The sequence below is a fragment of the Actinoplanes sp. NBRC 103695 genome (assembly GCF_030269485.1).
In the GTDB taxonomy this organism is placed as follows: Bacteria; Actinomycetota; Actinomycetes; order Mycobacteriales; family Micromonosporaceae; genus Actinoplanes.
The window spans coordinates 185159-209778 of sequence record NZ_BSTL01000012.1 but is presented as its reverse complement, the minus strand read 5'-3'; the positions used below and the strand labels follow the sequence as shown (position 1 = coordinate 209778).

The 24620-nt window shown below is 71.2% G+C and carries 25 protein-coding genes; 16 read left to right on the top strand and 9 right to left on the bottom strand.

Going from position 1 to position 24620, the window contains the following annotated elements; all coding sequences use genetic code 11:
* Genes QSK31_RS22935 through QSK31_RS22920 form a run of 4 tightly spaced genes read right to left on the bottom strand, consistent with a single transcriptional unit; the run spans position 1 to position 3737 of the window.
* Positions 1-564 (bottom strand): WD40 repeat domain-containing protein, encoded by a 564-nt coding sequence (locus QSK31_RS22935; RefSeq protein ID WP_285686340.1) that lies wholly within the window; start codon positions 562-564, stop codon positions 1-3.
* 4 nt (positions 565-568) lie between these two features.
* The gene (locus QSK31_RS22930) at positions 569-1981 is read right to left on the bottom strand and encodes a hypothetical protein (protein ID WP_285686339.1); all 1413 of its coding nucleotides are present in this window, start codon (positions 1979-1981) and stop codon (positions 569-571) included.
* The gene (locus QSK31_RS22925; protein ID WP_502872999.1) at positions 1978-3150 is read right to left on the bottom strand and encodes a hypothetical protein; all 1173 of its coding nucleotides are present in this window, start codon (positions 3148-3150) and stop codon (positions 1978-1980) included. Before QSK31_RS22925 ends, QSK31_RS22930 begins: the two co-directional genes overlap by 4 nt.
* Positions 3147-3737: a hypothetical protein gene (locus QSK31_RS22920; RefSeq protein ID WP_285686338.1), complete on the bottom strand. Its 591-nt coding sequence runs from the start codon at positions 3735-3737 to the stop codon at positions 3147-3149. Before QSK31_RS22920 ends, QSK31_RS22925 begins: the two co-directional genes overlap by 4 nt.
* A 153-nt stretch (positions 3738-3890) precedes the next feature.
* Between QSK31_RS22920 and QSK31_RS22915 the strand changes: the two genes are divergently transcribed.
* Positions 3891-4175 (top strand): DUF427 domain-containing protein, encoded by a 285-nt coding sequence (locus QSK31_RS22915; RefSeq protein ID WP_285686337.1) that lies wholly within the window; start codon positions 3891-3893, stop codon positions 4173-4175.
* Positions 4176-4207: 32 nt separating this feature from the next.
* Here QSK31_RS22915 and QSK31_RS22910 read toward each other — a convergent pair whose 3' ends face one another.
* Both QSK31_RS22910 and QSK31_RS22905 read right to left on the bottom strand, forming a co-directional pair.
* Positions 4208-4588, bottom strand: coding sequence for a hypothetical protein (locus QSK31_RS22910; RefSeq protein ID WP_285686336.1), 381 nt, complete (start codon positions 4586-4588; stop codon positions 4208-4210).
* A gap of 69 nt (positions 4589-4657) precedes the next feature.
* Positions 4658-5137, bottom strand: a complete 480-nt coding sequence (locus QSK31_RS22905) for a hypothetical protein (protein ID WP_285686335.1) — start codon at positions 5135-5137, stop codon at positions 4658-4660.
* Between the two features lie 246 nt (positions 5138-5383).
* Here QSK31_RS22905 and fxsA point away from each other — a divergent pair, with 246 nt between their 5' ends.
* Genes fxsA through QSK31_RS22890 form a run of 3 tightly spaced genes read left to right on the top strand, consistent with a single transcriptional unit; the run spans position 5384 to position 8726 of the window.
* Positions 5384-5569 carry an FxSxx-COOH cyclophane-containing RiPP peptide gene (fxsA, locus tag QSK31_RS22900; protein ID WP_285686334.1) on the top strand — a complete coding sequence of 62 codons (186 nt, stop codon included), beginning with the start codon at positions 5384-5386 and terminating at the stop codon, positions 5567-5569.
* 1 nt (position 5570) lies between these two features.
* The gene (locus QSK31_RS22895) at positions 5571-6992 is read left to right on the top strand and encodes an aKG-HExxH-type peptide beta-hydroxylase (RefSeq protein WP_285686333.1); all 1422 of its coding nucleotides are present in this window, start codon (positions 5571-5573) and stop codon (positions 6990-6992) included.
* Between the two features lie 54 nt (positions 6993-7046).
* Entirely contained in the window at positions 7047-8726 is a 1680-nt protein-coding gene (locus QSK31_RS22890; RefSeq protein ID WP_285686332.1) for a putative bifunctional diguanylate cyclase/phosphodiesterase, read from the top strand.
* Here QSK31_RS22890 and fxsT read toward each other — a convergent pair.
* Complete coding sequence (fxsT, locus tag QSK31_RS22885) at positions 8712-11129, bottom strand: FxSxx-COOH system tetratricopeptide repeat protein (protein ID WP_285686331.1); 2418 nt, start codon at positions 11127-11129, stop codon at positions 8712-8714. The two genes, QSK31_RS22890 and fxsT, sit on opposite strands and share 15 nt — an antisense overlap.
* 54 nt (positions 11130-11183) lie before the next feature.
* Here fxsT and QSK31_RS22880 point away from each other — a divergent pair, with 54 nt between their 5' ends.
* The gene (locus QSK31_RS22880) at positions 11184-11501 is read left to right on the top strand and encodes an STAS domain-containing protein (protein WP_285686330.1); all 318 of its coding nucleotides are present in this window, start codon (positions 11184-11186) and stop codon (positions 11499-11501) included.
* Position 11502: 1 nt separating this feature from the next.
* The gene (locus QSK31_RS22875; protein WP_502872998.1) at positions 11503-12075 is read left to right on the top strand and encodes a GNAT family N-acetyltransferase; all 573 of its coding nucleotides are present in this window, start codon (positions 11503-11505) and stop codon (positions 12073-12075) included.
* A 14-nt stretch (positions 12076-12089) separates the two neighbouring features.
* Here QSK31_RS22875 and QSK31_RS22870 read toward each other — a convergent pair whose 3' ends face one another.
* On the bottom strand, positions 12090-13340 hold the full coding sequence (locus tag QSK31_RS22870) for an ATP-binding protein (protein ID WP_285686329.1): 1251 nt from the start codon (positions 13338-13340) through the stop codon (positions 12090-12092).
* Between the two features lie 365 nt (positions 13341-13705).
* A complete protein-coding gene (locus tag QSK31_RS22865) occupies positions 13706-15124 on the bottom strand; it encodes an MFS transporter (protein WP_285686328.1) in 1419 nt (472 codons plus the stop codon).
* A 1-nt stretch (position 15125) separates the two neighbouring features.
* Here QSK31_RS22865 and QSK31_RS22860 point away from each other — a divergent pair, with 1 nt between their 5' ends.
* The 10 genes from QSK31_RS22860 to QSK31_RS22815 all read left to right on the top strand — a co-directional run bounded on the left by QSK31_RS22860 (position 15126) and on the right by QSK31_RS22815 (position 24614).
* Positions 15126-16121, top strand: coding sequence for a GlxA family transcriptional regulator (locus tag QSK31_RS22860; protein WP_285686327.1), 996 nt, complete (start codon positions 15126-15128; stop codon positions 16119-16121).
* Between the two features lie 49 nt (positions 16122-16170).
* Complete coding sequence (locus QSK31_RS22855) at positions 16171-17838, top strand: GspE/PulE family protein (RefSeq protein ID WP_285686326.1); 1668 nt, start codon at positions 16171-16173, stop codon at positions 17836-17838.
* A 118-nt stretch (positions 17839-17956) separates the two neighbouring features.
* On the top strand, positions 17957-19087 hold the full coding sequence (locus tag QSK31_RS22850) for a type IV pilus twitching motility protein PilT (RefSeq protein ID WP_285686434.1): 1131 nt from the start codon (positions 17957-17959) through the stop codon (positions 19085-19087).
* A 4-nt stretch (positions 19088-19091) separates the two neighbouring features.
* The gene (locus QSK31_RS22845; protein WP_285686325.1) at positions 19092-20324 is read left to right on the top strand and encodes a type II secretion system F family protein; all 1233 of its coding nucleotides are present in this window, start codon (positions 19092-19094) and stop codon (positions 20322-20324) included.
* A 106-nt stretch (positions 20325-20430) separates the two neighbouring features.
* Entirely contained in the window at positions 20431-20901 is a 471-nt protein-coding gene (locus QSK31_RS22840; protein WP_285686324.1) for a type II secretion system protein, read from the top strand.
* 94 nt (positions 20902-20995) lie between these two features.
* Positions 20996-21772 carry a prepilin peptidase gene (locus QSK31_RS22835; protein ID WP_285686323.1) on the top strand — a complete coding sequence of 259 codons (777 nt, stop codon included), beginning with the start codon at positions 20996-20998 and terminating at the stop codon, positions 21770-21772.
* A gap of 13 nt (positions 21773-21785) precedes the next feature.
* Positions 21786-22811, top strand: a complete 1026-nt coding sequence (gene pilM, locus QSK31_RS22830; protein WP_285686322.1) for a type IV pilus assembly protein PilM — start codon at positions 21786-21788, stop codon at positions 22809-22811.
* Positions 22811-23521: a PilN family protein gene (locus tag QSK31_RS22825; protein WP_285686321.1), complete on the top strand. Its 711-nt coding sequence runs from the start codon at positions 22811-22813 to the stop codon at positions 23519-23521. Before pilM ends, QSK31_RS22825 begins: the two co-directional genes overlap by 1 nt.
* Positions 23521-24135 (top strand): type 4a pilus biogenesis protein PilO, encoded by a 615-nt coding sequence (locus QSK31_RS22820; protein WP_285686320.1) that lies wholly within the window; start codon positions 23521-23523, stop codon positions 24133-24135. Before QSK31_RS22825 ends, QSK31_RS22820 begins: the two co-directional genes overlap by 1 nt.
* Before the next feature lie 11 nt (positions 24136-24146).
* On the top strand, positions 24147-24614 hold the full coding sequence (locus QSK31_RS22815) for a type IV pilus modification PilV family protein (protein ID WP_285686319.1): 468 nt from the start codon (positions 24147-24149) through the stop codon (positions 24612-24614).
* The last annotated feature ends 6 nt before the right edge of the window (positions 24615-24620 follow it).

Below are 24620 nucleotides of genomic sequence, written 5' to 3'. Positions count from 1 at the left end.
TCAGGAAGCGCGTGGCTTGGGCACCGCCGAACGCACCCGCACCCCGGCGCCGGTGTCGGTGATGGTCGCCATCCACCGGCCGTCGGCGGACGAGATCGAGTCTCCGGTCTCCGCCGCGGGCACCGGCCGGTCGCCGTCGAAGCTCAGGCGGCTGGTCTCGGCCGTGCAGGCGTTCGGCTCCTGGCTGGTCAATACACCCCGGCGCGTCCAGATGCGCACGGTTCCGTCGGCGCAGGCCGTCGCGATGCGGGTGCTGGTCCCGTCGATCGCGACCGCGGTCAGGTCGGCGGGGTGCTGGCGCTTGAGGATCAGCCGGCCGGTGCGCAGGTCACGGACCTTGAGGTGTTCGCCGCCGGCTGCCGCCAGCAGGCTGCCGTCGGGGGCGAAGGCGACCGCGCGGACAGGGCTGCCGAGCAGATCGTGCACGAAATGGCGCAGCGGCCGGCCGGTGTCCACGCGCCAGAGGCCGACCAGGCCGTTCGAGCCGCCGATGGCGAGCAGGGTCGCGTCGGGGCTGAACGCCAGGCTCACGCAGCGGTACTCGTCCAGAGTGACGGCGAACACACCATCACTCAACCACCGGACCGCCGTGAGTCCAAGGGGTCTGTGCCGGGTCGGGGAAGGCGGCGCCGGGGCGGAAGGCGTCGCTCAACGTCGTCAGCAGGAGGCGTTCGCCGACCGCGGGGACGCTGCCGGGCTCGGCCACCAGCTTGCGGCCCATCCCGCCGGAGAGCTCCAGCAGCACGTCGGCCCCGTCCGGGGTGGGCGTGATCGAGACGACCTTGGCCTTCTGCGCGGGGCGGGCCGGGGAGGTCAGGTTGGCGCCGGCCTCCACGCGTACCGGCTCGGTGGTGGCGACCATGATGCGCGGCCGCAGCACCGGGCGTTTGCCGGTCTCGTCGACCCGGTCGTCCTTCGCCATCGTCACGACCCCGGCGAAAGCGGCGCCGGTCAGCCGGTGCTCGGCCATCACCAGCGGGTCGTCGAGGGCGCGCTGGACGCCGTACCGGGTGGCCGCGTTCTCCAGCCGGTGCAGCCGGGACGCCGCGGCCACCGGCCCGTCCCGGCGGGGCTGCGGCGGCAGGCCCTCCTCGATCCCGGCGACGTAGGCGGAGAAGCCGTCCCGGTCGGCGTCCCACCGCGACGCCACCCGTGCGCCCGGCGGCAGGGCGCGCAGCAGGGACAGCGCGTGCCACATCTGGTCCCACACCGGCTGCAGGACGTCGCGCAGCGCCGTCGTCAGCCCGGGCACGTCGTCCGCCTCCATCAGCGGGGCGAGCACCTTGTTGTCGAATTCCGGGTCGGTGGCCGGGCCGGCTGCGGCGCCCTCCGCGGCGCGGGCGGCGTCGCGGCCGGTCATCCCGGGCGGCGGCGAGATCCAGGCCAGCTGGGCGGCCAGCTGCGCGTCCTCGGCGCCGCTCTGCCCGGTGGCCCAGTGCAGCCCCAGGGCCTGCACCATGTTCAGCAGCAGCGACGAGCCGGGCATCTCGGCGGCCTGGCCGAAATAGGTGAGCCACCGGCCGAGCAGCGGCACGCCGGGCGGCACGGGGTAATCGCCGTCGGTACGCCGGAAACGGGTCGACCGGCCGAGCAGCTTGACGAACTCGACGCCGCCGGTGTTCGGCACCCAGAGCTGCGGCGCGTCGGTGAACCGGTACCGCACGTCACGGCCGCGGTCGACGGCGATCGGCTCGGCCATGCCGGTGAACGAGTCCACGTACGGCAGGAGCACCTCGGCCAGCTCGGAGGCGAAGCGGAAACGCTGGTCGCGGTTGCGTGGCTGCGGCACGACCAGCAGAGTCGGCGACATCTGCGAGGCGCCGGCCAGGGCGGCCAGCGGCGCATTGGCCTCACCGGCCATGGTCAGCGGGACCAGGACGAACGGCTTTCGGTGCAGGTGCAGGTGGCGCACGGTGGCGATTGGTTCGGCCTCGCCCGACGCGACGGCCTGGGCGCGGGCGAGGGCGGTCAGCGTGCTCACGGAGGCGGCGCCCCCAGCGCCTCGGCGCGCAACCGCGCGGCGGTCCGGAGCAGGGCGGCCGCCTCGGCCTGGTCCTCGTTCGCCGGGCGGGCGCCACCGGCCAGGGCCAGCGCTTCCTCCACCGTCGCGATCCCGCCCAGCGCGTCGCGGACCGGGCGGCCCAGCGCGGCTGTCGTGCCCGCGGCCTCGTTCCGGCAGTAGGAGGCCAGCTCGCAGGCGGAGAGGCACTCCGGCGCGTAGCGGGCCGACACCCCGGCCAGGGCGTTGGCCAGCGTCTCCGGCGGCAGCGCGAGGTCGAACGAGGTGTCCGGGGGCAGCGCGGCGACCAGGGTCGCGGCCGACGCCATGCGGGCGAGCTGGCGGCGCAGGGTGGCGAGTTGCTTGCGCACGTCCAGCACGACGGCGACCGGGCTGAACGAGAAGTTCTCCGGGCAGACCAGCACGACCTCGTGGCTGACCAGGCCCGGGTCCTGACCGAGCGAGGAGAGGAGGTTGCGCAGGGCGAGGACGTAGACGGCGGCCTGGGTGGCCGCGGCGGAGACCTTCGCGCTGTCCGCCTGGCCGTCGATGATCGCGAACGACTTGATCTCGACGACCTGCAGGCGGCCGGCTCGCTGGAAGGCGATCAGGTCCGGTTCGAGGAAGACGGTCTGGCCGGCCACGTCCAGCATGAGCAGGGGGTGGTCGATCAGGGCGGCGCCGGCCTCGTCGCCGAGCAGTTCCCGGGTGCGGGCGTGGCGCTGGGCGAGCGTCTCGTCGGCGTCGGCGCCGAGGTCGTCGTAGCCGACCTTGAGCGCCGGGTAGCCCAGGGCGGTGAGCAGCAGGGCGCCCTCGTCGGCCTTCAGCATGGCCTCGAAGCCGTTGCCGCGGGCCAGGGCGAACCGCGACTGGCCGAACTGGCCGGGGAACCCGACCCGCTCGGAGAGTTTCGGCTTGTCGATGCCGGCCGCGTCCAGCACGGCGCGCCGGTTGCAGCCGGGATTGCTGGTCAGCGCGGCGATGGTGCGAGCGTTGTGCCGCTTCCGAGGCGAAGACCCGCGAAGTCGCTCGAGCGCGGGATCGACCGAGGGCGGCGCCGGCCGAGCACGGTCGGCCGAGGGTGGCGCGGGGCGAGCACGGTCGGCCGAGGGCGTGGTCTGCGCAGGCTGACGCGGGATGGCGCCCGTCACGCGGGCCCCCGCTGGTGCGGCAGGGCGGGGACGCCGAAGAGGCGGTGGCGCTCGTCGAGGTGCTCCGCGCGGGCGAGGGCGGCCAGCCGGGCCGGTTCCTCCGCGGCGGCGGCAGCGGCCAGTGCCGGGTCGTCCAGCGCGGCACGGGCGGCCTCGGCGAGGTCGAGTGCCTCGGGACCGCCGGGTACGTCGGCGGCCAGCCGGCGCAGCAGCTCGTGCGCACAGGAGCCGGCACCCGAGCGAACCGCGGCGAACTCCGCGATGCGCACGGTCGCGACCAGCGCGTGGGCCCGGGCCAGCGCGGGCGAGCTCAGCCTGTCCTCCACCGACCAGGTCGAGAGCGTGACGATCCCGCGCGACGCCGTCAGATCATGCTGCAGAGCAGGGCAGACGAAGAAGGGTGGCGGCTGGGTGCGCGACCGCTCGTCCTCACGCATCAGCGTGGCCAGCCCCGGCACCGAGAGGTCGCCGTCGAAGAAAGCCGCGTGCACCTCGGCCACCAGACGCGCCGGTGCGGGCACGCCCAGCAGGAGCAGGGCGTGCCGTGCCTGCTCTCGCAGGCTGGGCAGCGTGCTCTGGCGGGTCATCTCGGCAGCCTTCGTCGGGGGGGTTCGCCGGTCGACACTAGATCTTCGCGCACCGGACCGGCAATGTCCGTGCGACGCACCGCGATTCACCCCGCGGAGCTGAATAAACCCCGCATATCGGACCGCGGGCGTCACACGCGCTACGTTCGATCCATGCCGAAGGCCATCTGGAACGACGAGATCATCGCCGAGAGCGACGACACCGTGGTTGTCGAGGGCGTCACCTACTTCCCGCGCGGCTCGCTGCGCGAGGAAGTGCTGCGCCCCTCCGACACGCACACCGTCTGCCCGTGGAAGGGCAAAGCGTCCTACTACACGCTCGAGTCCGGTGACCACGTCACCGCTGACGCGGTCTGGTTCTACCCCGAGCCGAAACCGGACGCCAAGGCCGTTCGCGACCGGGTCGCCTTCTGGAAAGACGTCAAAGTAGTCGCCTGACCCCGCACCCGACACTCTCACCCGAGGCCCGCTCACGCTATGCGTGGGTGGGCCTCCTCGATCGCGGTGACCTCCAGATAGTCGAGCATGTCCCGCTGCTCGGCCGCGTCCAGCGCGTAGAAGGCCTCGTACGCCGAGGACCGCGAGTGCGCCGTCTCCGCCGCGAGCAGCGCGATGATCCCGGACCAGGCGAGCGACACCCGGTCGAAGAGCCGCGCCGTCCGCAGCGAGGACAGGCGGCTGAGCATCGCCACCTTCGTCGCCGCGTCGTCGTCGTGCGCTATCCGGTCGGAGAGTTCGAAGAGCGCCTTCCCCCGGTACGGGTGCTCCGACTCGATCAACCTCGCCAGCTCGGCGTTGTCCATGCTCTCCACCGGCGGCGCAGGCCCGCGGCTCGGCAGCGGTGTGCTCACTACTTCCCGTCCCCTCTCGAAAAGTTTGTCACCTTTGAACCGACCGTAACGGTCGGTCGCCCGGTCCGCTCAGCGCGCTCGGCTGTCCCGCCCACTCTCGAAACCGTTCCCGGGCGACTGATGCGGTAATGACGGCTTGCTCTGGAACGTGGGGAACGGCGGCGGCGAGGGCATCACGGGCGCGACCGGCTCGTCGTCCGGCACCGCCGGGAACCGTTGCGCGAAGCTCTGCAGAACCGCGCGTCCGGTCTCCGACTCGAGCCCGACCGTCTCGGTGACGGCCACCTCGACCGCCTCGGCCAACCCGGCCTGAGCCCGCCGGATGGTGCGCATGATCTCCGCCGCGAGCTCGGCGTCGGGCAGCACCAGCTCGATGATCGCGCCGCCACTGTCCACGCGTACGCGAATCCTGCCGTCCCCGCCGGTGGCGGCCGCCTCCAGCCGTGCCACCCGGTCGGCCAGCGTGGCCGTCGCCTCCGCGCGCCCGGAAGGCTCGGAGCTCCACGAACGCTCTGGCGCCTCCGCGTCGTCCAGATTGCGACCAAGCACAGTTTGTCCTCCGTTGCCGACTTTCATCCTGTGTTGGCGTCCTATGAGATCACGGACGCGCAACCCCCGGTGACCCGGTGTGCGGACGCGCCATGAGGTCACCCGACCTGGCGACCGCTACGTAATCTGGGCGCGGTTTCACATTCGCGTCGGAGGCGCCGGGACCGGGGACGGATGCGGAACCGGGCCAGGCAATACATTGACGATTGCCGTCCGGCAAGTATCCGATCGGCGGAAGGAGCCGCGTTGACCGACCAGGAGCACATCGCGGAGTGGCGTTCGGAGATGGTCGATGTCTCCGGGCTGACCCTCACAGAACTCACCCAGCTCACGAAGGGTGACGAATCAGTTCTGAGCCGTTCGCTGCGACGACTGGCGGACGACCTGAGCGACCCGGACGAGCCGATCGCCGGCTTCAACTCGGCGCTCTGACGTGCGGCGGCACGCGCTCACCGACAGCGATTTCACCGCCCTGGGCGCGGGCCGTCCGTCACCCCACGTGATCGATGAGTTGCGGCGAGGACAGCGCGGCCGGAACCTGCTCCTGCTGCGGGCGCTCGCCGTCGAGGCGTACCCGGAAATTGATCTTGCGGACCCACTCCTCGGAGCGTGGGCCGCCGCACGCCTGCGCAACCGGATCACCTGGCCGGCGCCGGCCGAGCGCCCAGCCGTCAGATTTCTGACGGCCGAGCACGACAAGATCATCATTTCGGTACGCCTGGACGACCGCGACGAGCGCCGAGGCCTGCTGGGACTCACGCCGTCGCCACCGCTCACCGACGCCGAGGCGGACCACTGGCAGCGGTGCCTGAGCGACGCGTGGCGCCTGCTGGTCACCCGCCACCGACCGGCCGCACACCGGCTGGCCGACGTGCTGACCTGCATCGTCCCGGTCGAGTCCGACGCCGGCGCGGCCGGGATCAGCGCCACGTCGGCGGACGCCTTCGGAGCGGTGGCGATGTCCCGCCCCGCCGACCCGACCGGCCTGGCGGTGGCCCTGCTCCACGAGGCCCAGCACAGCCTGCTGAACGCGACCGCCTACCTCTTCGACCTGCACGAGGAGCCGCGCGCCCGGGGCTACTCGCCGTGGCGCGACGACCCGCGGCCGACCTCCGGCATCCTGCACGGCGCCTACGCCTACCTGGCCGTGACCCGCTTCTGGCGGACCGAGTCCCGGGCGGGCGGCGACCCGCTGGCGACGTTCGAGTTCTGCCGCTGGCGGGAGGCGGTGGCGACGACGGCCGAGCGCCTCCTGGCCACGGTCCGGCTGACCGCCGCGGGACGCCGCTTCACCGGGGCGCTGCTCGACGAGGTCCGGCCGTGGCTGGCCGAGCCCGCCGACCCGCGGATCACCCGTCTGGCGCGGGTGGCCAACGACGACCACTACGTGCGGTGGCGGCTTCGCAACATGCGCCCGGATGTCGATGCGCTGCTGACCGCCTACCGACGCGGTGACCCGCCGCCTCCGGTGACGTCCCGCCTGGTCACCGACGACCGGCGTGCCCTGTCTCACAGTCCGCGGTTGAGGGAGATCCACGCCCTGCTGCGCCGGGATGCGCCTGTGGATAACTCGGCCGAACTGTCGGACCCGAGCGCTACATTGACGCCCGCCCAGAGGGGTGGGGGCGGTGGCGGTGGCCGCGACCCGCGCAAGATCGACAACCGGACCGTCGAGACCGCTCTCCTCGCGGGTGATAACGGGACAGTTCGGCACGCGTACACGGGCAAAGATCTCGATCTTGAATTGACCGCACTGATCATCGCCGGTGGGGTGGGTGCGCGGGCCGAAGAGGTTGCCGCTCTGGTGGCGGCCGGGAGCGACGCGGTGGCGGTGGTCGACTGGATTGTCGGCTGACACTTCTCAAGTGGGCGCGTCCGGGACCGATGTGGTCGCTCGGAGGTGAGAGCCATGGGGCAGAGCACGGCAATGGACCGCGTACGCCGGGTGGTCGACGCGGCCATGATCTTCGGGTCTCTGCTCATGCTCACCTGGCCGGTGCTGTTCGCCGCGCCCGGCAGTGAGCGTGGCAGTCTGCTGGTTCCGATCGGCGTGGTGCTGTGTCTCGGGATCGGCGTGATCGTGCTGGCCGGCCGCTGGCCGCTGCTGCAGTACGCCCCGATCGCATCGGCCGTGCTGATGGCCGGCTGGTGGCACTACCACGACGGCCAGGTCACCACGGAGCTCACCGGACTGATCATCGTGGTCTCGGCGATCATCCTGCTGCGCCAGTTCCTCGGCGCCCGCACCAACGACCGGCTGATGCGCGACCTGTCGAAGCAGCGCGCGATCCTGACCCGGCAGGCCCACTACGACCCGCTCACCGCGCTGGGCAACCGGAAGCTCTTCATCAACCACGCCACCGACGTGCTCTCCGACGCCGACGACACCATCACCGGGGTGATCCTTGTGGACCTGGACGGCTTCAAGGAGATCAACGACGCGTACGGCCATGCCGCCGGCGACGAGTTGCTGGTCAAGACCGCCGAGCGGCTCAACGCCAACGTGCGCGGCAACGACACCGTGTCCCGCCTGGGCGGCGACGAGTTCGTCGTGCTGCTGCCCCGGCTCTCCGACGACACCATCGCCGACACGGTGGCCAACCGGATCCTGCGGGACCTGGCCGCGCCGCTGGAGATCGGCGACGAGGTGCTGAGCATCCGGGCCAGCGCCGGCATCGCGTTCGCCCGGGGCAGCGGCGTCGCCGTGGACGCGGTCATGCGCGACGCCGACGTGGCGCTCTACCAGGCCAAGGCCGACGGCAAGGGCGTAGCGCGGCGGTTCGACCCGGCCCAGTTCGCGCTCGCCGAGCAGCGCCGCCGGGACGAGGCCGACCTGCGCCGGGCCGCCGACGCGAACGAGTTCGAGGTGCACTACCAGCCGATCGTCGACCTGGCCGGCGAGCGCACAGTGGGCGTGGAGGCGCTGGTCCGCTGGCGGCACCCGAGCCGGGGGCTGCTCGCCCCGGCCGCCTTCCTCGACCTGGCCGAGGAGATCGGCCTGCTGCCCCGCATCGGCGGCTGGGTGCTGGAGGAGGCCTGTCTGCAGGCCGCCGGCTGGCAGCAGGCGCTGCCCGGCTTCGAGCTGAACGTCAACCTGTCCGCCTCCCAGCTGAGCCGCCCCGACCTGGTCGAGGAGGTGGGCGGCGTCCTGGAGCGCACCGGCCTGCCGCCGCACCTGCTGGTGCTGGAGCTGACCGAGTCGGTGGCGCTGACCGACCTGGCCGAGTCGGCGCGGGTGCTGAGCTCGCTGAAGACCCTCGGCGTCCGGATCGCGCTGGACGACTTCGGCACGGGCTTCTCGTCGCTCAGCCACCTGGGCACGCTGCCGGTGGACGTGGTCAAGATCGACCGTTCGTTCGTCGCCGCGATGCAGGGAACGTCGGGCGCGTCGGTCGCCGAGGCGGTGCTGCAGATCGCCCGCACCTTCCGGTTGTCGCCGGTCGCCGAGGGCGTGGAGGACGCGATGCAGGCGGCCCGGCTCCGCGAGCTCGACTGCGCGCAGGCACAGGGCTACCACTTCGCCAAGCCGATGCCGGCCGGTGAGCTCACCGATCTGCTGACCCGTCAGGAAGCGCTACAAGGGCGGTAGGTCGATCTCGGTCTCCAGACGTTCGCCTGCGGCAGCGCGGGTCAAGATCGGATGATTTTCCCCGTACGCCTTCGTCAGCGCCGTCATCTCCTGTTCCAGGGCGGTCTCGTCGCCGGCGTCGAAGGCGACGTTCCACGCGCAGGCGGCGGTGTCCGGATGATCCGACCCGCGCACCGTCCGCGAGCGCACCAGGGTGTCCGCCGCGATCTCCCGCGCCTGCTGCCCCTCCCCCGTCTGCCGCAGGTCGGCGGCCAGTCCGTTCGCGCAGGACAACGTGAACGGATGGTCCGGGCCGACGCTGCGGCGCAACCCGACCAGCGCCTCGGTGTCGAGCGTCCGCGCCTCCGCGAACCGCCCGCTCGCCCGGACCACTCCGGCCAGGTTCGCCGCCGCGGCCAGCGTGAACGGGTGGTCGTCGCCGAGCACCGCGTGGTAGCGGGCCACCGCGCGCTCCAGCAGCCGATGCGCGCCGTCCAGGTCGCCGTCCACCTTGGCGCAGTTGGCCAGCCCGACGATCGCGCCGAGCGTCTCCGCGTTCAGGTCGCCGAAGCGCTGCCGGAACCGGGCCACGTTGGCCTCGGCCAGCTTGCGGGCGTGCGCCTGGCCGCGGCGGCGGGCGGCCAGGGCCACGTACCGGCGCAGCAGCAGCACCATCGGGTGGTCGGCGTCCAGGCCGTGCGGCAGCCCGAGCACCTCGGCGGCGCCGGCGAAGTCGCCCAGCCCGACCAGGTCGAAGCCCAGCGCCCCGCGCGACGAGATGATCTCCGGGTGGTTCTCCACCAGCACCGACGACCGGTGCTTGAGGGTCTGCTCGTCCAGTGCCCGGGCGCCCCGGAAGTCGCCGAGCAGCCGCAGGTCGGCGGCCAGATTGTTGGCGCAGCGCATCGCGGTCGGGTAGCTGTCGCCGTACAGCCGGCGGTAGCGCACCAGGTTGTCCGAGTCCAGCAGCCGGGCCTGCTCGAAGTGGCCCTGCATGCGCAGGTCGGCGCCGACGCTGTTGGCCGTGGCCAGGGTGGTCTCGTCGTCGCCGCCGAGCACCTCGCGCTGCAGCCGCAGCGTCTGCGAGTTGAGCGCCCGGGCCTCCGGGATGCGGCCCACCGCGCGCAGCGCGTTGGCCAGGTGGAAGGAGACCAGCAGGGTCTGCTCGTCGGTCTCGCCGACGGTGTCACTCCACCGGGACACCGCCTGGGCGGCCAGGTCGCGGCTGGAGTCGTAGTCGCCGCTGGCGTACAGGTAGCGGATGCAGTGCACGACGAGCTGGCGGGACTCCTCGCTGGCGCCGCCCAGCGCGTCGGAGTGCACCAGGTGGGGGACGATCTCGGCGTACCGGAGCCAGGCGGTCGGCGCGTCCGGGTCGCCCGGGTCGGCGGCGGCCAGCATCCCGCGGACGGCACGCATCTGCGCGGAGTGCCGGTCCGAGCTGAGCTCCTGGCCGAGCATGCCGCGGACCAGCGGGTGCACGAGCAGGCGTTCGCCGGAGGGATCCAGGTCGGCCAGCCCGTACCGGCCGATCAGACGCATCGCGGCCCGCAGCCGGCGCTCCAGCCGGACCGTCGGGGCGAGCTCGGCGGGCAGGTCCCGGCCGCGTGCCGCCCACAGCAGCTGCCAGGAGACGGGCGCGCTGGCCAGGAACGCGCACAGCTCCAGCAGCTGCGCGGCCGGGAGCGAGGCGGCCCGCAGCGCGTCCGAGGCCAGCCCCCAGGCGATCCGGATCGGGGTGGGGAAGGTGAGCTCCATGGCACGTTCGTCGTAGCGGCGCACGTACTCCGCCGTGGACCAGCCGGCCGCCTGCCGCACCGCGACGGCCTGGTGCAACGCCATCGGCACGTCCTGCAGCCGGTCGGCCAGGCGCTCGGCGTCCGCGGTGCTCAGGTCGGCGAGGCGCCGGCGCAGGAAGTCCACACTGTCCGCGCGGTCGAACACCGGCACCGGCACGGCCTGCGCGATCTCCGACGTCCAGCGCGGGTTGCGCGAGGTGACCAGCACGTGGCCCGCGCCGCTGGGCAGGTAGGGCTTGATGTCCTCCGGGCGGTTGGCGTTCTCGAAGACGACCAGCCAGTTCCGGTACGGCTCGCCCCGGCTCAGCGCGTCGCGGACCGCGCCCAGCGTGCGGTTGATGTCCCGCGCCTCCGGCAGGCCCAGCCGCTGGGCCAGTCCGACCAGCGAGGCGCGCATCCCGGCGGTCTGTTCCGCGGGAATCCACCACACCAGGTCGTACGTATCGGCGTAACGGTAGGCATACTCGATCGCGAGCTGGGTACGTCCCGTGCCGCCGAGTTGGTGTTCCGCCGCCGGCAAGAGCGCCACCGGACCGTTGCCGAGCAGCCCGCGGATGTCGGTCAGCAGGTCTTCACGACCGGCGAACCGCGGGTTGCGCGGCGGCAGTCCACCACGGATAGGCACGACGGGCCCCTCTCGCACAGAGACATGTTCACTACGAAAGGTAAGGCCTCTCCGTTGTCCGAGGAAGTAGTGGCCAGACTGGACCGTGCGGACGGCGTCACCACCGTGGCCCTGACGGGCGAGGTCGACGTGCTGACCGTCGATCAGGTACGGACGTCGCTGGCCGAGGCGATCGCCGATCGGCCGCGGTCCGTGGTGGTCGATCTGTCCGATCTGTCGTTCATCGACTCGACCGGGCTGGGCGCGCTGATCCTCGGCTTCCAGCGGGCCCGGGACGCCGGCATCGCGTTCCGGTTACGGCGCCCGAGCGGCGGCGTACGCCAGATCCTGGTCGTCAGCGGCCTGCTCGAGGTCGTCGAACTGGAGGACTGAGGTGCCGTCCCTGCTCGAACCCGTCGTGCGCCCCGGCACGATGAAGGCGCGCACCCAGCCGGACATCCACGACGCCGGCCTGACGCTGCGCCCGTGGCTGCCGTCCGACCGGGCGACCGTGGTCTCCGCGTACGCCGATCCGGGCATCCGCCACTGGCACTGCCGCTCGATGACCAACGAGGAGGCCGCCGACTGGATCGCCCACTGGCCGGGCCGCTGGCGGGCCGAGTCCGGCGCCGGCTGGGCGATCCTGGACGCCGGACGCGTCGCCGGCCAGATCAGCCTGCGCCGGATCGACCTGCCGCTCGGGCTGGCCGAGGTGTCGTACTGGGTGCTTCCCGCCGCCCGGGGCCGCCGCGTCGCCCCGCGCGCGCTGGCCGCCCTGTCCGCGTGGACGTTCGGCACGCTGGGCCTGCACCGCATCGAGGTCGCCCACTCGACCGCCAACGAGCCGTCCTGCCGGGTGGCCACGACCGCGGGCTTCCCGCTCGAGGGCACCAAGCGCGCCGAGATGCGGCACGCCGACGGCTGGCACGACATGCACCTGCACGCCCGCCTGGCCACGGACCCCTAGAAAGATCTTGCTGTTCAGGATCGGACCTGCCAGAGGGCGCTGACCGGCATCGCGCGTAGGCGGTCGCCGAACGGCAGGGTCGACGTGCCGGTGTAGAGCACGACGCCGGCGACGAAGTCGTCGCCGAGTCGGTCGGCCAGCCGGCGCAGGCCGCGGAAGTCGGCCGGGCCGACGGTCGTGGCCGCCTTGACCTCGATGCCGACCACCTGGCCGGATCTGTTCTCCAGGACGGCGTCGACCTCGAACTTGCTGTGATCGCGGTAGTGGGAGAGGTCGACGGGCTGCTCGGACCAGGTGAGCTGGCGGGCGAGCTCGGAGATGACGAACGACTCGAGCAGCGGCCCGAACGGTGCCCCGGGCCGGAGCAGGGCGCGAGCGTCCACACCGATCTCGTTGGCGGCGATGCCCGAGTCGACGAAGACCAGCTTCGGGGCGGCCGTGGCCCGGGTGCCGAGGTTGCGGGACCAGCCGGGGATCCGCTTGATGAGGAAGATCTCCTCCAGGGCCTGAAAGTAACGCGCGACCGTCGACCGGCTCAGGCCGAGGGCCGACTCGAGCGCGTTGGGCGCGATGATCGTCGCCGACCTGGCCGCGAGCAGCCGCACCAGCTTGCGTAACTCGCCCTTGTGGTGAATGTCGGACAGTTGCCTGATGTCACGCTCGATGAGCGCTTGGACGTAGGCGTCGAAGAACCTCTGGCGGCGCTTGGCCTCGTCGCGGGATGCCGCCTCGGGCAGGCCGCCCCGCACCAGACGTGCGGCGTAGTCGGCCCGTGTGACCGTCGACTCGTGACGAAGCTCCGGTCCGAGCGTGAAGATGGTGTCGACGAAGCCGTCCGGTCCGCCGTCGAGCTCGCCCTGGGACAGCGGCCAGAGCTCGACCGTCTCCATGCGGCCGGGCAGCGCGTCCGGAGCGGCGATCATCCCGAACAAGCGCGACGATCCGGTGAGTAGGAAGCGGCCCGGTCGTGGATCCTCGTCGACCGACGCCTTGATCGCCAGGAGCAGATCGGGCGCGCGCTGAATCTCGTCGATCGCCAGCAGCTCGGGAGAGTCGACGAAGCCGACCGGGTCGGCGAGAGCGGCGGCCCGGTCCTGGGGACGGTCGAGGTCGCGACGCTCGGCCAGGCGGTCCCCGGCGACGACTCGCACCAGGGTGCTCTTGCCGGTCTGGCGTGCGCCGCTCACCAGAACGACACGGGTGTCGGCCAGCGCGGCAACGACCTGTGCGGCGACGCGACGTGGGATCAGATGGGGCGTGGCCATACCCTGATCCTATCGGCGCCGGTCCCGATCCGCGAGCACCAAACTCTACATATGCGGCGGTGAAACTTTACATATGCGGCGCTCGAACGCGCGATCCGCGACAGCCTAAAGCTCGATCTGCGTCGACTGAACGCTCGATCTGCGGCGCGGCGGTGCAGCGGCGGGGCAGCGGCGCGGCGCGGGCGGCCGTGGGCAGCGGCGCGGGCCGTGGCCCGTCTGCTGTCTTGCGCGCACGGACCCGGAAGGGCGAGGGGCACCGTTCAGGTGGGCCCCTCGCCCGGTGCCCGCGGGAGCATACGGTCCGTACCCCGACGGACGCGGGTAAAGAAAGCACTTGATCTTGATCTGACGGGGTCGGCGAGGGGTCAGGCGGACTTGGCGGGGATGGCGAGGCCGATGCCGGGGGCGATCGGCTTGAGGTGGCGTCCGGCCAGCAACGCCAGGCTGAGCAGGGCGGCGACGATGGCCAGGCCGCCGGCGCCGTACCAGGCCAGGTCGTAGTCGCCGAGGCGGTCGCGCAGCGTGCCGGCTACGACGGCGGCGATGGCCGCGCCGATCTGGTGGGAGGCGAAGACCCAGCCGAAGACGACCGCGCCCCGGTCGCCGAAGTATTCGCGGCAGAGGGTGACCGTCGGCGGGACCGTGGCGACCCAGTCGAGGCCGTAGAAGAGGATGAAGACGACCATGCTCGGATGGGCGGTGGCCGCGAAGAGGGACGGCAGGGCCAGCAGTGACAGGCCGCGCAGCGCGTAGTAGCCGCCGAGCAGCAGGCGGCTGTCGACGCGGTCGGTGAGCCAGCCGGAGGCGATGGTGCCGACGATGTCGAAGAAGCCGACCAGGGCGAGCAGACCGGCGGCCGTGGTCTGCGCCATGCCGTGGTCGTGCGCGGCGGGGATGAAGTGGGTGCCGACCAGGCCGTTGGTGGTGGCGCCGCAGATCGCGAAGCCGCCGGCCAGCAACCAGAACGGGCCGGTGCGGGCGGCCTGCCGCAGAGCGCTCAGGGCGTTGCGGGCGGCGTTCCCGGCGGGCGGCGTGACCGGAGCCGACGGCGGCGTGACCGGGGCCAACGGCGGCGCAACCGGGGCGGCGGCTGCGGCGGCAGACGAGACCGGGGCGATGGGTGCGGTCGCGCCGTAGGGAAGGACGCCCAGGTCGGCGGGGCGGTCGCGGAGGCGCCAGAGGACCAGGGGCACGACCGCGAGGGCGGCGATCGCGACGGTGAGCGCGGCCGTGCGCCAGCCCGAGTTCTGCGACAGGTTGGCCAGCACCGGCAGGAAGACCAGCTGGCCGGCCGCGCCGCCGGCGGTCAGCACCCCGGTGACCAGGCCGCGGTGCTTGACGAACCAGCGGCCGGTGATGGTCGCCACGAAGGCCAGCGCCATCGAGCCGGTGCCCAGGCCGACCAGCACACCCCAGCAGAGGATCAGCTGCCAGCTCGCGGTCATGAAGACGGTGAGCCCGGACCCGGCCGAGACCAGCAGCAGCGCGAACATCACCACCCGCCGGATGCCGAACTGGTCCATCAGCGCCGCGGCGAACGGCGCGGTCAGGCCGTAGAGCAACAGGTTGACCGAGACGGCGGCGGAGATGGTGCCGAGCGACCAGCCGAACTCGTCGTGCAGCGGGGTGAGCATGACCGACGGGGTGGCCCGGAAGCCCGCGGCGCCGACCAGCGCGACGAACGCGATGGCGGCGACGAACCAGGCGGGGTGGATGCGGTGGGTCTTCGACACCAGCAAAGTCTGCGGAATTCGGCACGGAACGACGAGTGGCCGGGAGGCCATGATGCGCAAGAATCAGGCCATGGTCCATCGCATCGCCGTCCTCGCCCTCGACCGGGTGGTCGCTTTCGACCTCGGCGTTCCGCGTCAGGTCTTCGGCTCGGCACGCACGCCGACCAGGCAACCCCTCTATCGGGTACGGGTGTGCGGACCCGGCCCGGTTCGCAGCACGGCCGACTTCACCGTGACACCGGATCATGACCTCTCCGAGCTCGCCGACGCCGACACGGTGATCGTCCCGGGTGTCGGGGAGAGCTCCGCGCCCGCCCGGCTCGGCACCGTCGATCCGGCGGTGGCCGAGGCGCTGCGTGCCGCCTACGCCCGCAAGGCGCGCATCGTCTCGATCTGCACCGGCGCCTCGGTCCTCGCCGCGGCCGGTCTGCTCGACGACCGCGTGGCCGCCAGTCACTGGTACTACGCGGACGTCTTCCGGCAGCTGTATCCGCAGGTGAAGTGGGACTTCGATGCCCTCTTCCTGGACGACGGCGACGTGCTGACCTCGGCCGGGGTCGCCGCCGGGATCGACCTCTGCCTGCACATCGTGCGCAGCGACCAGGGCAGCGAGGTGGCCAACCGGGCGGCCCGCAGCTGTGTGGTGCCGGCCTGGCGGGACGGCGGGCAGGCCCAGTTCATCGAGCGCCCGGTGCCGGTCACCGCCGGCGCCGGCACGGCGGGCACCCGGGAGTGGGCGATGGAACGGCTCGGCGAGACGGTCACCCTGGAGGAGCTGGCCGGGCACGCCCGGATGAGCGTCCGCACGTTCACCCGCCGCTTCCGCTCGGAGACCGGCCTCAGCCCGGCCCGCTGGCTGCTCCAGCAGCGGGTGACGCACGCGCGGCTGCTGCTGGAGTCGACCGATCTGCCGGTGGACGTGGTCGCCCGGCGTACCGGCCTGGGCAGCGCGTCCGCCCTGCGCCAGCATCTGCACGCGGCGATCGGGGTGTCCCCGACGGCATATCGGCGCACGTTCCGGCTATCCACCACGCAATCGTCCGAATAAGGGCAAAATCGGCTGTGCTAGCCGTGCACCGCGCCCTTTGAAGGATGTTGTGGATCAGACCTTTCGCCCGCTGCTGGATGCGCTGAAGCAGATCGGTGTCGACGCGGCCGCGGTGGATTCCGCGGCCGACGAGGCGCTGCGCAGCGGCCGGTCCGTGCGCGCGGTTCTGATCAACGACTCGGTCGTCACCGAGGAGCAGCTGACCGAGGCCGCGGCCAAGGCGTTCGGCATCAACACGCTGGACCTGGTCGGCTACAGCCCGGACCCGGCCGCGCTCAAGCGCATCCCGTTGCCGGTGGTGCTGCGGCACCGGGTGCTCGGCCTGTCGATGAGCGACGGCGAGATCGTGGTCGGCGTGACCGACCCGGGCGACGTGGTCGCGCTGGACGACGTCCGGGCGGCCACCGGCCTCACGGTCCGGCCGGTGGTGGTGGCCCGCAGCGAGGTCCGGCGGATCATCGAGCGCCTCCAGCGCGAGGACAGCGACCTCGGCGACCTGGGCGACAGCTCGCTGGACGACCAGTCCGGGATGGCCGCGCAGGGGGCCGGCGCCGACGACGCCCCGATCGTCCGGTACGTGAACAGCCTGATCGAGCAGGCCGTCCAGAACCGCGCATCCGACCTGCACCTGGAGCCCACCGAGGACGACATGCGGGTGCGGTACCGGATCGACGGCGTGCTGCACGAGGTGGACACCGTCCCGCGCAACGGCATGGCCGCGCTGATCTCGCGCCTGAAGATCATGTCCGGCGTCGACATCACCGAGAAGCGGATCCCGCAGAACGGCCGGATCACCGCGCTGATCCGGGACCGCACGGTCGACCTGCGGACCGCGACGCTGCCGACGGTGTGGGGCGAGAAGATCGTGCTCCGGGTGCTGGACACCGGCGGCATTGACCTGGAGATGACCAAGCTGGGCTTCACCGAGCACAACCTCAGCCGGTTCGCCGAGTCGTTCACCAAGCCGCACGGCATGGTGCTGGTCACCGGCCCGACCGGATCCGGCAAGTCGACCACGCTGTACGCCACCCTGGGCCGGATCAGCCGCCCGGAGATCAACGTGATCACCGTGGAGGACCCGGTCGAGTACCGCCTCCGGGGCGTCAACCAGGTGCAGGTGAACGCCAAGGCCGGCCTGACCTTCGCCGCGGTGCTGCCGGCCATCCTGCGCTCCGACCCGGACGTGGTGCTGATCGGTGAGATCCGGGACAGCCACACCGCGCAGATCGCGGTCGAGGCGTCGCTCACCGGTCACCTGGTGCTCTCCACGCTGCACACCAACGACGCGCCCGGCGCGGTCACCCGGCTCACCGAGATGGGCATCGAGCCGTTCCTGGTCGGCTCGTCGCTGGACTGTGTGCTGGCCCAGCGGCTCGCCCGGCGGCTGTGCGACTGGTGCAAGGAGGCGTACCAGCCGACCGAGGAGGAACTGGTCGGGGCGCGCTGGCCGTACCAGGACCTGGCGGTGCCGGAGATTCTCTACCGCCCGGTCGGCTGCCGGAACTGCGCCAACACCGGCTATCGCGGCCGGCTCGCGCTGCACGAGGTGATGCCGGTGTCCGCGGAGATCGAGTCGCTGACCATCCGGCGGGCCTCCTCCAACGAGATCCGCGAGGTGGCCGTCGCGCAGGGCATGTACGACCTGCGCGCGGACGGCCTGGCCAAGGCCGCGGGCGGGCTGACCAGCGTGCGCGAGGTGTCCCGGGTCGCGATCTGACGACGTTACCGGGTCCGGATCGGCGCCGGGCCAAATCCCCTGAATAGCCCCTAAACCACGGCTCGTCCGTGCCGAATGAGGAGGCGTCAGAACCCGCGAGAGATTGTCGGTGCCGCAGATGTACCAGCTCGACCACGACGTGCCGCAGCAGGCGGCGCCGGTGGACGCCGTACCGGCGGACGACCTGGCCATGCTCGACCACATGCTCGTCTCGCTGGTCGAGTCGCGCGGTTCCGACCTGCACCTCACCGTCGGCTCGCCGCCGATGATCCGGGTGGACGGCAGCCTGCGCCCGCTGCCCGGCTACGGCAAGCTGAACTCCGCGGACACCGCGTTGCTGGCCCGCGCGGCGGTCAACGCCGAGCAGTGGGACGTCTTCCAGCGCGACCACGAGATGGACTTCGCGCACAGCATCGTCGGCGTCTCCCGGTTCCGCGGCAACCTCTACATCCAGCGCAACTCGTGCGGCGCGGTCTTCCGGGCCATCCCGCACAAGATCAAGCCGCTGGACGAGCTGGGCATGCCGGAGTCGGTGTCCCGCTTCGCCCACCTGCCGCGCGGCCTGGTGCTGGTGACCGGTCCGACCGGTTCGGGCAAGACCACCACGCTGGCCTCGGTGCTGGACCTGGCCAACCGCAGCCGCGCCGCGCACATCATCACCATCGAGGACCCGATCGAGTTCCTCCACCCGCACAAGCGCAGCGTGGTGAACCAGCGTGAGGTCGGCACCGACACACAGACCTTCGCCCAGGCGCTGAAGCACGCGCTGCGGCAGGACCCGGACATCATCCTGGTCGGCGAGCTTCGGGACCTGGAGACCACCGCGACGGCGCTGACCGCCGCGGAGACCGGTCACCTGGTGCTGGCGACCCTGCACACGCAGAGCGCCACGCAGACCATCGACCGTGTCATCGACATCTTCCCGCCGCACCAGCAACTCCAGATCCGGGCTCAGCTCGCGGCCTCGCTGCAGGGTGTGGTCACCCAGGCGCTGGCGCCGAAGTCGGACGGCAAGGGCCGCGTGGTGGTCAGCGAGATCCTCACCGCGACGCCGGCCATCCGGAGCCTGATCCGGGAGGGCAAGTCCCACCAGATCCCGTCGTTCATGCAGGCCGGTGGCAACGAGGGGATGTTGTCCTTCGATCAGCACCTGGCCGAGCGCGTACGCGAGGGACTGGTCTCGATGCCGAACGCCTTGGAGATCTGCCACTCGGCGGAAGAGCTCAAGCGCCTGATCGGACGGGTGTGATCGCATGCCGGCCACCAAGACCTTCCACTACAACAGCATCGACTCGACGGGCCGCAAGACGAAGGGCACCGTCGAGGCGGCCAACGAGGCCGCGGCGATGCACATGCTCAAGACCCGCGGTGAGGTTCCGCTCGAGCTGAGCGCGGCCGGCCGGGGCCTGCAGTCGGATCTGAAGATCCCGGGCCTGGGCGGTCGCACCAAGCTCAAGGACCTGGCGGTGTTCTCGCGGCAGTTCGCGACGATGACCTCGTCGGGCATGTCACTGCTGCGCTCGCTGTCCATCCTCGAGGAGCAGACCTCGGCGCCGGCGCTGAAGAAGGCGGTCGCCGAGGTCCGTACCGACGTGGCCGGCGGTGTCTCGCTGTCCTCGGCGATGGCCAAGCACGACAAGCAGTTCCCCCGCCTGATGGTCGCCATGGTCCGGGCCGGCGAGGCGGGCGGCATGATCGACCGCGCTCTCGAGCAGATCGCGGACAGCCTGGAGAAGGACGCGGCGCTCCGCGGCAAGATCAAGAGCGCGCTGACCTATCCGGCGATCGTGCTGGGCTTCACCTTCGTGCTGATCGCGCTCGTGCTGATCTTCATCGTTCCGATCTTCGAACAGATGTTCAAGAACCTGGGCGGCGAGCTGCCGGGCATCACCCAGTTCCTGGTCGACGCCAGCCACAACATGTGGTGGATCGGCCCGCTGTTCATCATCCTGGTCGGCGGCACCAGCACGGTCATGAAACGCAAGCTACGGACGAGCGCGGAGTTCCGGCTCACCATGGACCGGTTCAAGCTGCGGCTCCCGGTCTTCGGATCGCTGTTCCGCAAGCTCGCGATGAGCCGCTTCTCCCGCAACCTGGGCCTGCTGCTGAACGTCGGCGTTCCGGTCATGCAGGCGCTGGCCGTGGTCGGCGAGACGACCGGCAACGAGGTCATCGGACACGCGATGAAGGACGTGCAGGCGGCGGTCCGTGAGGGCCAGCCCATGTCGTCCGCGCTGCGCCGCCACAAGATCTTCCCCGAGATGGTCACACAGATGATCGAGGTCGGCGAAGAAAGCGGCCAAATCAGTCAGATGCTGGACAAGGTTGCCGATTTTTATGACAGGGAAGTCGACAGCGCCGCCGAGTCCCTGACCGCATCGATCGAACCGATCATGGTCCTCGTCATGGGAGCCGTGGTCGGCGGAATGGTGATCTGTCTGTACCTGCCGATGTTCACCATCTACCAGAACATCCAGAGCAACTGACGCCCTGGTGAAAAGTACGGCCGGTCCCTCCGGTCGACGTCGGGCACCCGAGCCCGAAAGGTTCCATCCCCGCCACACCCCTGACGCCATACTGGAGGCACCCCCAATGCAGGACATCATTAAGCGGCTGCGCGCCAAGAAGGACGACGAGGGCTTCACCCTCATCGAGCTCCTGGTCGTCGTGGTCATCATCGGTGTGCTGGTCGCCATCGCCGTCCCGGTCTACCTGAACTACCGGGCCGGAGCCGCCGACAAGTCGGCCCAGTCCGACGTGCGCGGCGCCATCTCGGCGATCGAGCAGTACTACACCGACAACGGCAACTCGTACCCGGCTGCCACCTCGGGCGACAACACCGCCGGCGCCACGCCGTCGATCTCGGTCGGCTCGCAGAAGATCACGCTGTCGGACAAGACGATCCTGTACTACGCGTACGTCGCCAACGCGACCTCGTACAAGATCTGCGCCCGCAACGCCGGCGGCACCACCGGCAAGTGGTACCTGTACGACAGCTCGGTCGGTGGCTCCGTGAAGTCGATGGCCGCCGCCCCGGCGACGCCCGCCAACTGCGGCGCCTGATTCCCGGATTCATCGCTCCCGACGGGTGGCGGCGCACTCGGCGCCGCCACCCGGCACCACCTCGACAACCCCACGCGTACGAGAGGAGCCGGCCATGCTGCTCAGCATCGCCGCCCTTTTCGGTCTCGCGATCGGCTCGTTCCTGAACGTCGTGATCCACCGGGTTCCCGGGGGCGTGTCGCTCTCGCACCCCGGATCGCACTGCCCGCACTGCGATCACGCCATCCGCAACCGGCACAACGTCCCGGTGCTCGGCTGGGTGCTGCTGCGCGGGAAGTGCGCGGACTGCCGGGCGCCGATCAGCATCCGGTACCCGCTGGTCGAGGCCGGCACCGCGGCGCTGTTCGTGGCCGTGACCGCCCGCTTCGGGCTCTCCTGGGAACTGCCGGCGTACCTCTACCTGGCCGCGGTCGCGGTCGCGCTCGCCATGATCGACATCGACGTGAAGCGGCTGCCCGACGCGATCGTGCGGCCCTCGTACGTCGTCGCCCTGGTCCTGCTCGTGCCGGCCGCCGTGCTCGGGCACGACTGGCGGGCGATCGCCCGCGGCCTGATCGCCGCCGCCGCGATGTGGATCTTCTTCGAGATCGTCGCGTTCTTCGGCGCGATGGGCGGCGGCGACGTCAAGCTCGCCCCGCTGCTCGGCTTCTACCTGGGCTGGCTGGGCTGGGGCGCGGTGGCCATCGGAGCCTTCGCCGCCTTCGTGCTCGGCGGCGCGGTCGGCGTCGTGCTGCTGGCCACCCGGATGGCCAAGCGCAAGACCCGCATCCCCTTCGGTCCCTACATGCTCGCCGGCGCTTTCCTCGCCGTCTTCGCCGCGGCGCCGATCGCGAACTGGTACCTGCACCTGCTCACCACACCCATCGCCTGAGGGAAGGGAACCGATGGCTGGCATCACTCCGATCGGGCTGGACATCGGCTCGTCGTCCATCCGCGCGGTCGAGGTCCGCCGCGCCAAGGACGAGCACACCCTGACCAACTTCGGGCAGGTGCCGCTCCCGCCGGGCACCGTGCAGGGCGGCATCGTCCAGGACCAGGTCGTCGTCACCACCGCCCTCAAGCAGCTCTGGGCGGCGTGCAAGTTCGACACCAAGAAGGTCATGGTCGGCGTGACGAACCCGCAGCTCGTGGTCCGCGAGATGTCGGTGTCCAACCTGCCGCCCAAGGAGATGCAGAAGTCGCTGCCGTTCCAGGTGCGCGACGCGCTGCCGCTGGCCGTCGAGCGGTCGGTGCTCGACTTCCACCCGCTGGAGGACCCGGGGACCAACCCGACCGTACGCGGGCTGCTCATCGCCATCCCCAAGGACGCCGTGCTGGGCGCGGTGCTGGCCGTCGAGAAGGCCGGCCTGCACGTGGTCGGCGTCGACCTGGCCTCCTTCGCCCTGCTGCGCGCCGCCTCCCGGCTGGACGCCCAGGTCGAAGCGATCGTCGACATCGGCGCCGAGGTGACCAGCGTGGTGGTGCACGCGGACGGCGAGCCGCTGATCGTGCGTACCGTGCCGCGCGGCGGCCACGAGGTCACCGACAGCATGGCCACCCGGCTGGGCATCCCGGTGCCGGAGGCCGAGGTCCTCAAGTGCCGCTTCGGTCTGCACGGCGACGGCCGCCCGGACACCGCGACCGCGGCGAGCGACGCGATCCGGCCGCTGGTGAACGAGCTGCGCAGCTCGTTCACCTACCTGGCCTCGGGCGAACGGCAGAAGCAGGTCACCCGGATCTCGCTGTGCGGCGGCAGCGCGCTGATGCCCGGCCTCCCCGAGCACCTCCAGCAACAGCTCAACGTCGCCGTGATGTACGCCGACAGCGCCGGCCGCCTGCGCGACACGCGCAAGGCCCGCCAGCGTGGCTTCGACAGTTTCGTGCCGTCGGCCGCCGTGTCGATCGGCCTGACCCTGGGAGCGGCAGCCTGATGGCGCAGACCACCCTGATGCCCCTGGACCCGGCGCTGTCACCGCAGCAGGTCACCAGGGTGCTCACGATCACCGCCGATCTGCTGCCCGAGGAGGTGACGGCGGCCCGCCGCGCCCGCAAGACCCGCGGCTGGGTGCTCGCCGTCGTCGGTCTGGTCGTGCTCGCCCTGGTCGGCTGGTACCTGGTCGCCGACAAGGGCACCAGCGACGCCAACGCGGAGCTGGAGACGATCACCGCCGAGCAGGCCCGGCTGCAGCGCAAGCAGACGAGCTACGGCGACGTGGTGAACACGCAGAGCGAGAACGCCGCCATCACCAAGCAGCTGAGCACGCTGATGAAGTACGACCTGCGGTGGGCGGCCCTGCTCGACACGGTGCGCGACACCGCCGCCGACAGCGACGCGACCGTCGAGGGCATCAGCGCCACGCTGACGGCGAACACCGGCACCGCCGCGACGACCACCACGCTGCCCAGCACCAGCGGCGCCGCGTCGGTCGGGACGATCACGCTCACCGGCTCGGCACCCGACAAGCCGTCGGTGGCCAAGTTCATCGACTCGCTCAACGACATCAATACCCTGGCCAACCCGTACGTGAGCAGTGTGGTCCAGCAGAAGGACAAGACGGTGGACTTCATCATCACCGTGGACTTCACCTCCGAGGCGCTGTGCGGCCGGTTCACCACCAAGTGCAAGACCGGAGGCAACTGATGGGTGCCCGTCACGCCGACCGGCTGTGGATGATCGGCGGCGCCGCCGTGATCGTCGCGCTGGCGCTGATCAGCTGGTTCTTCCTGATCAACCCGAAGTACGCGGAGGCCTCCGACGTCCGGCGGCAGGCCGAGGACACCGAGATCCAGATCACCATGCTGAACAAGCGGATCGCCGAGCTGGAGAAGCAGAAGTCGAAGCTGCCGCAGTACCGCGCGGCGCTGAAGGTCAGCCAGCGCGCCCTGCCGGCCGACTCCGGGGTGCCGGACCTGCTGCGCCAGCTCCAGAAGTCCGGCGACGACCTGGACGTGACCGTGGGCGGCGTGGTCGTGAACGGCGCGTCGGTGCAGAAGGACCTGCCCAACGTCTACGCCCTGCCGATCAACCTGACGCTGGAGGGCAGCGCGGAGAACCTGGGCACGTTCCTCACCCAGCTCCAGCAGTCGCAGCCCCGGGCGGTGCTGATCAATTCGGCGGCGATGACCACTCAGGTCAGCACGGAAGGTGCCGAAAACACCGGGCAGCCGACGATCAACCTGTCCCTCGTGGCCTTCGTCGCGGTTCCGGCGGGGCAGGGTGCTCCGTCGATCGCCACCACCACGCCGAGCAAGTAGTGGAGCCCGCGATGCGCAGACGAACCCGCAAGAAGGACGACGGCTTCACGATCGTCGAGGTGATCACCGGCATAGCCGTGATCGCGGTCGTGCTGGCCGGCGCCACGGCGTTCTTCATCCAGTCGATGAGGACCGTGGACCTGCAGGGCCAGAAGCAGGCCGCCGTCCAGGTCGCGAACAGCGAGATGGAGACGGTGCGGCAGATGCCGGGCTCGGATGTCGTCGCGTACATCAACGCGCACCGCACCGACACCGCCACGCTCAACAACGTCGTTTACACCGTCGAATGGGACTGCGTCGACGCGTCCAGCAGCAGCCCCTGTGTCGGGGCTCCGTCCGCCGAGGCCACCTGGACGAAGGTTCTGCAGCCCGAGCTGAAGGTCACCTTCCGGGCCGGGGGCTGCTTGGCCGCCGGCTGTGTCTTCGCGATGAAGACACAGATCAGCAACAGCACCACCAAGTCCGACCCGATCTTCTGACCGAGG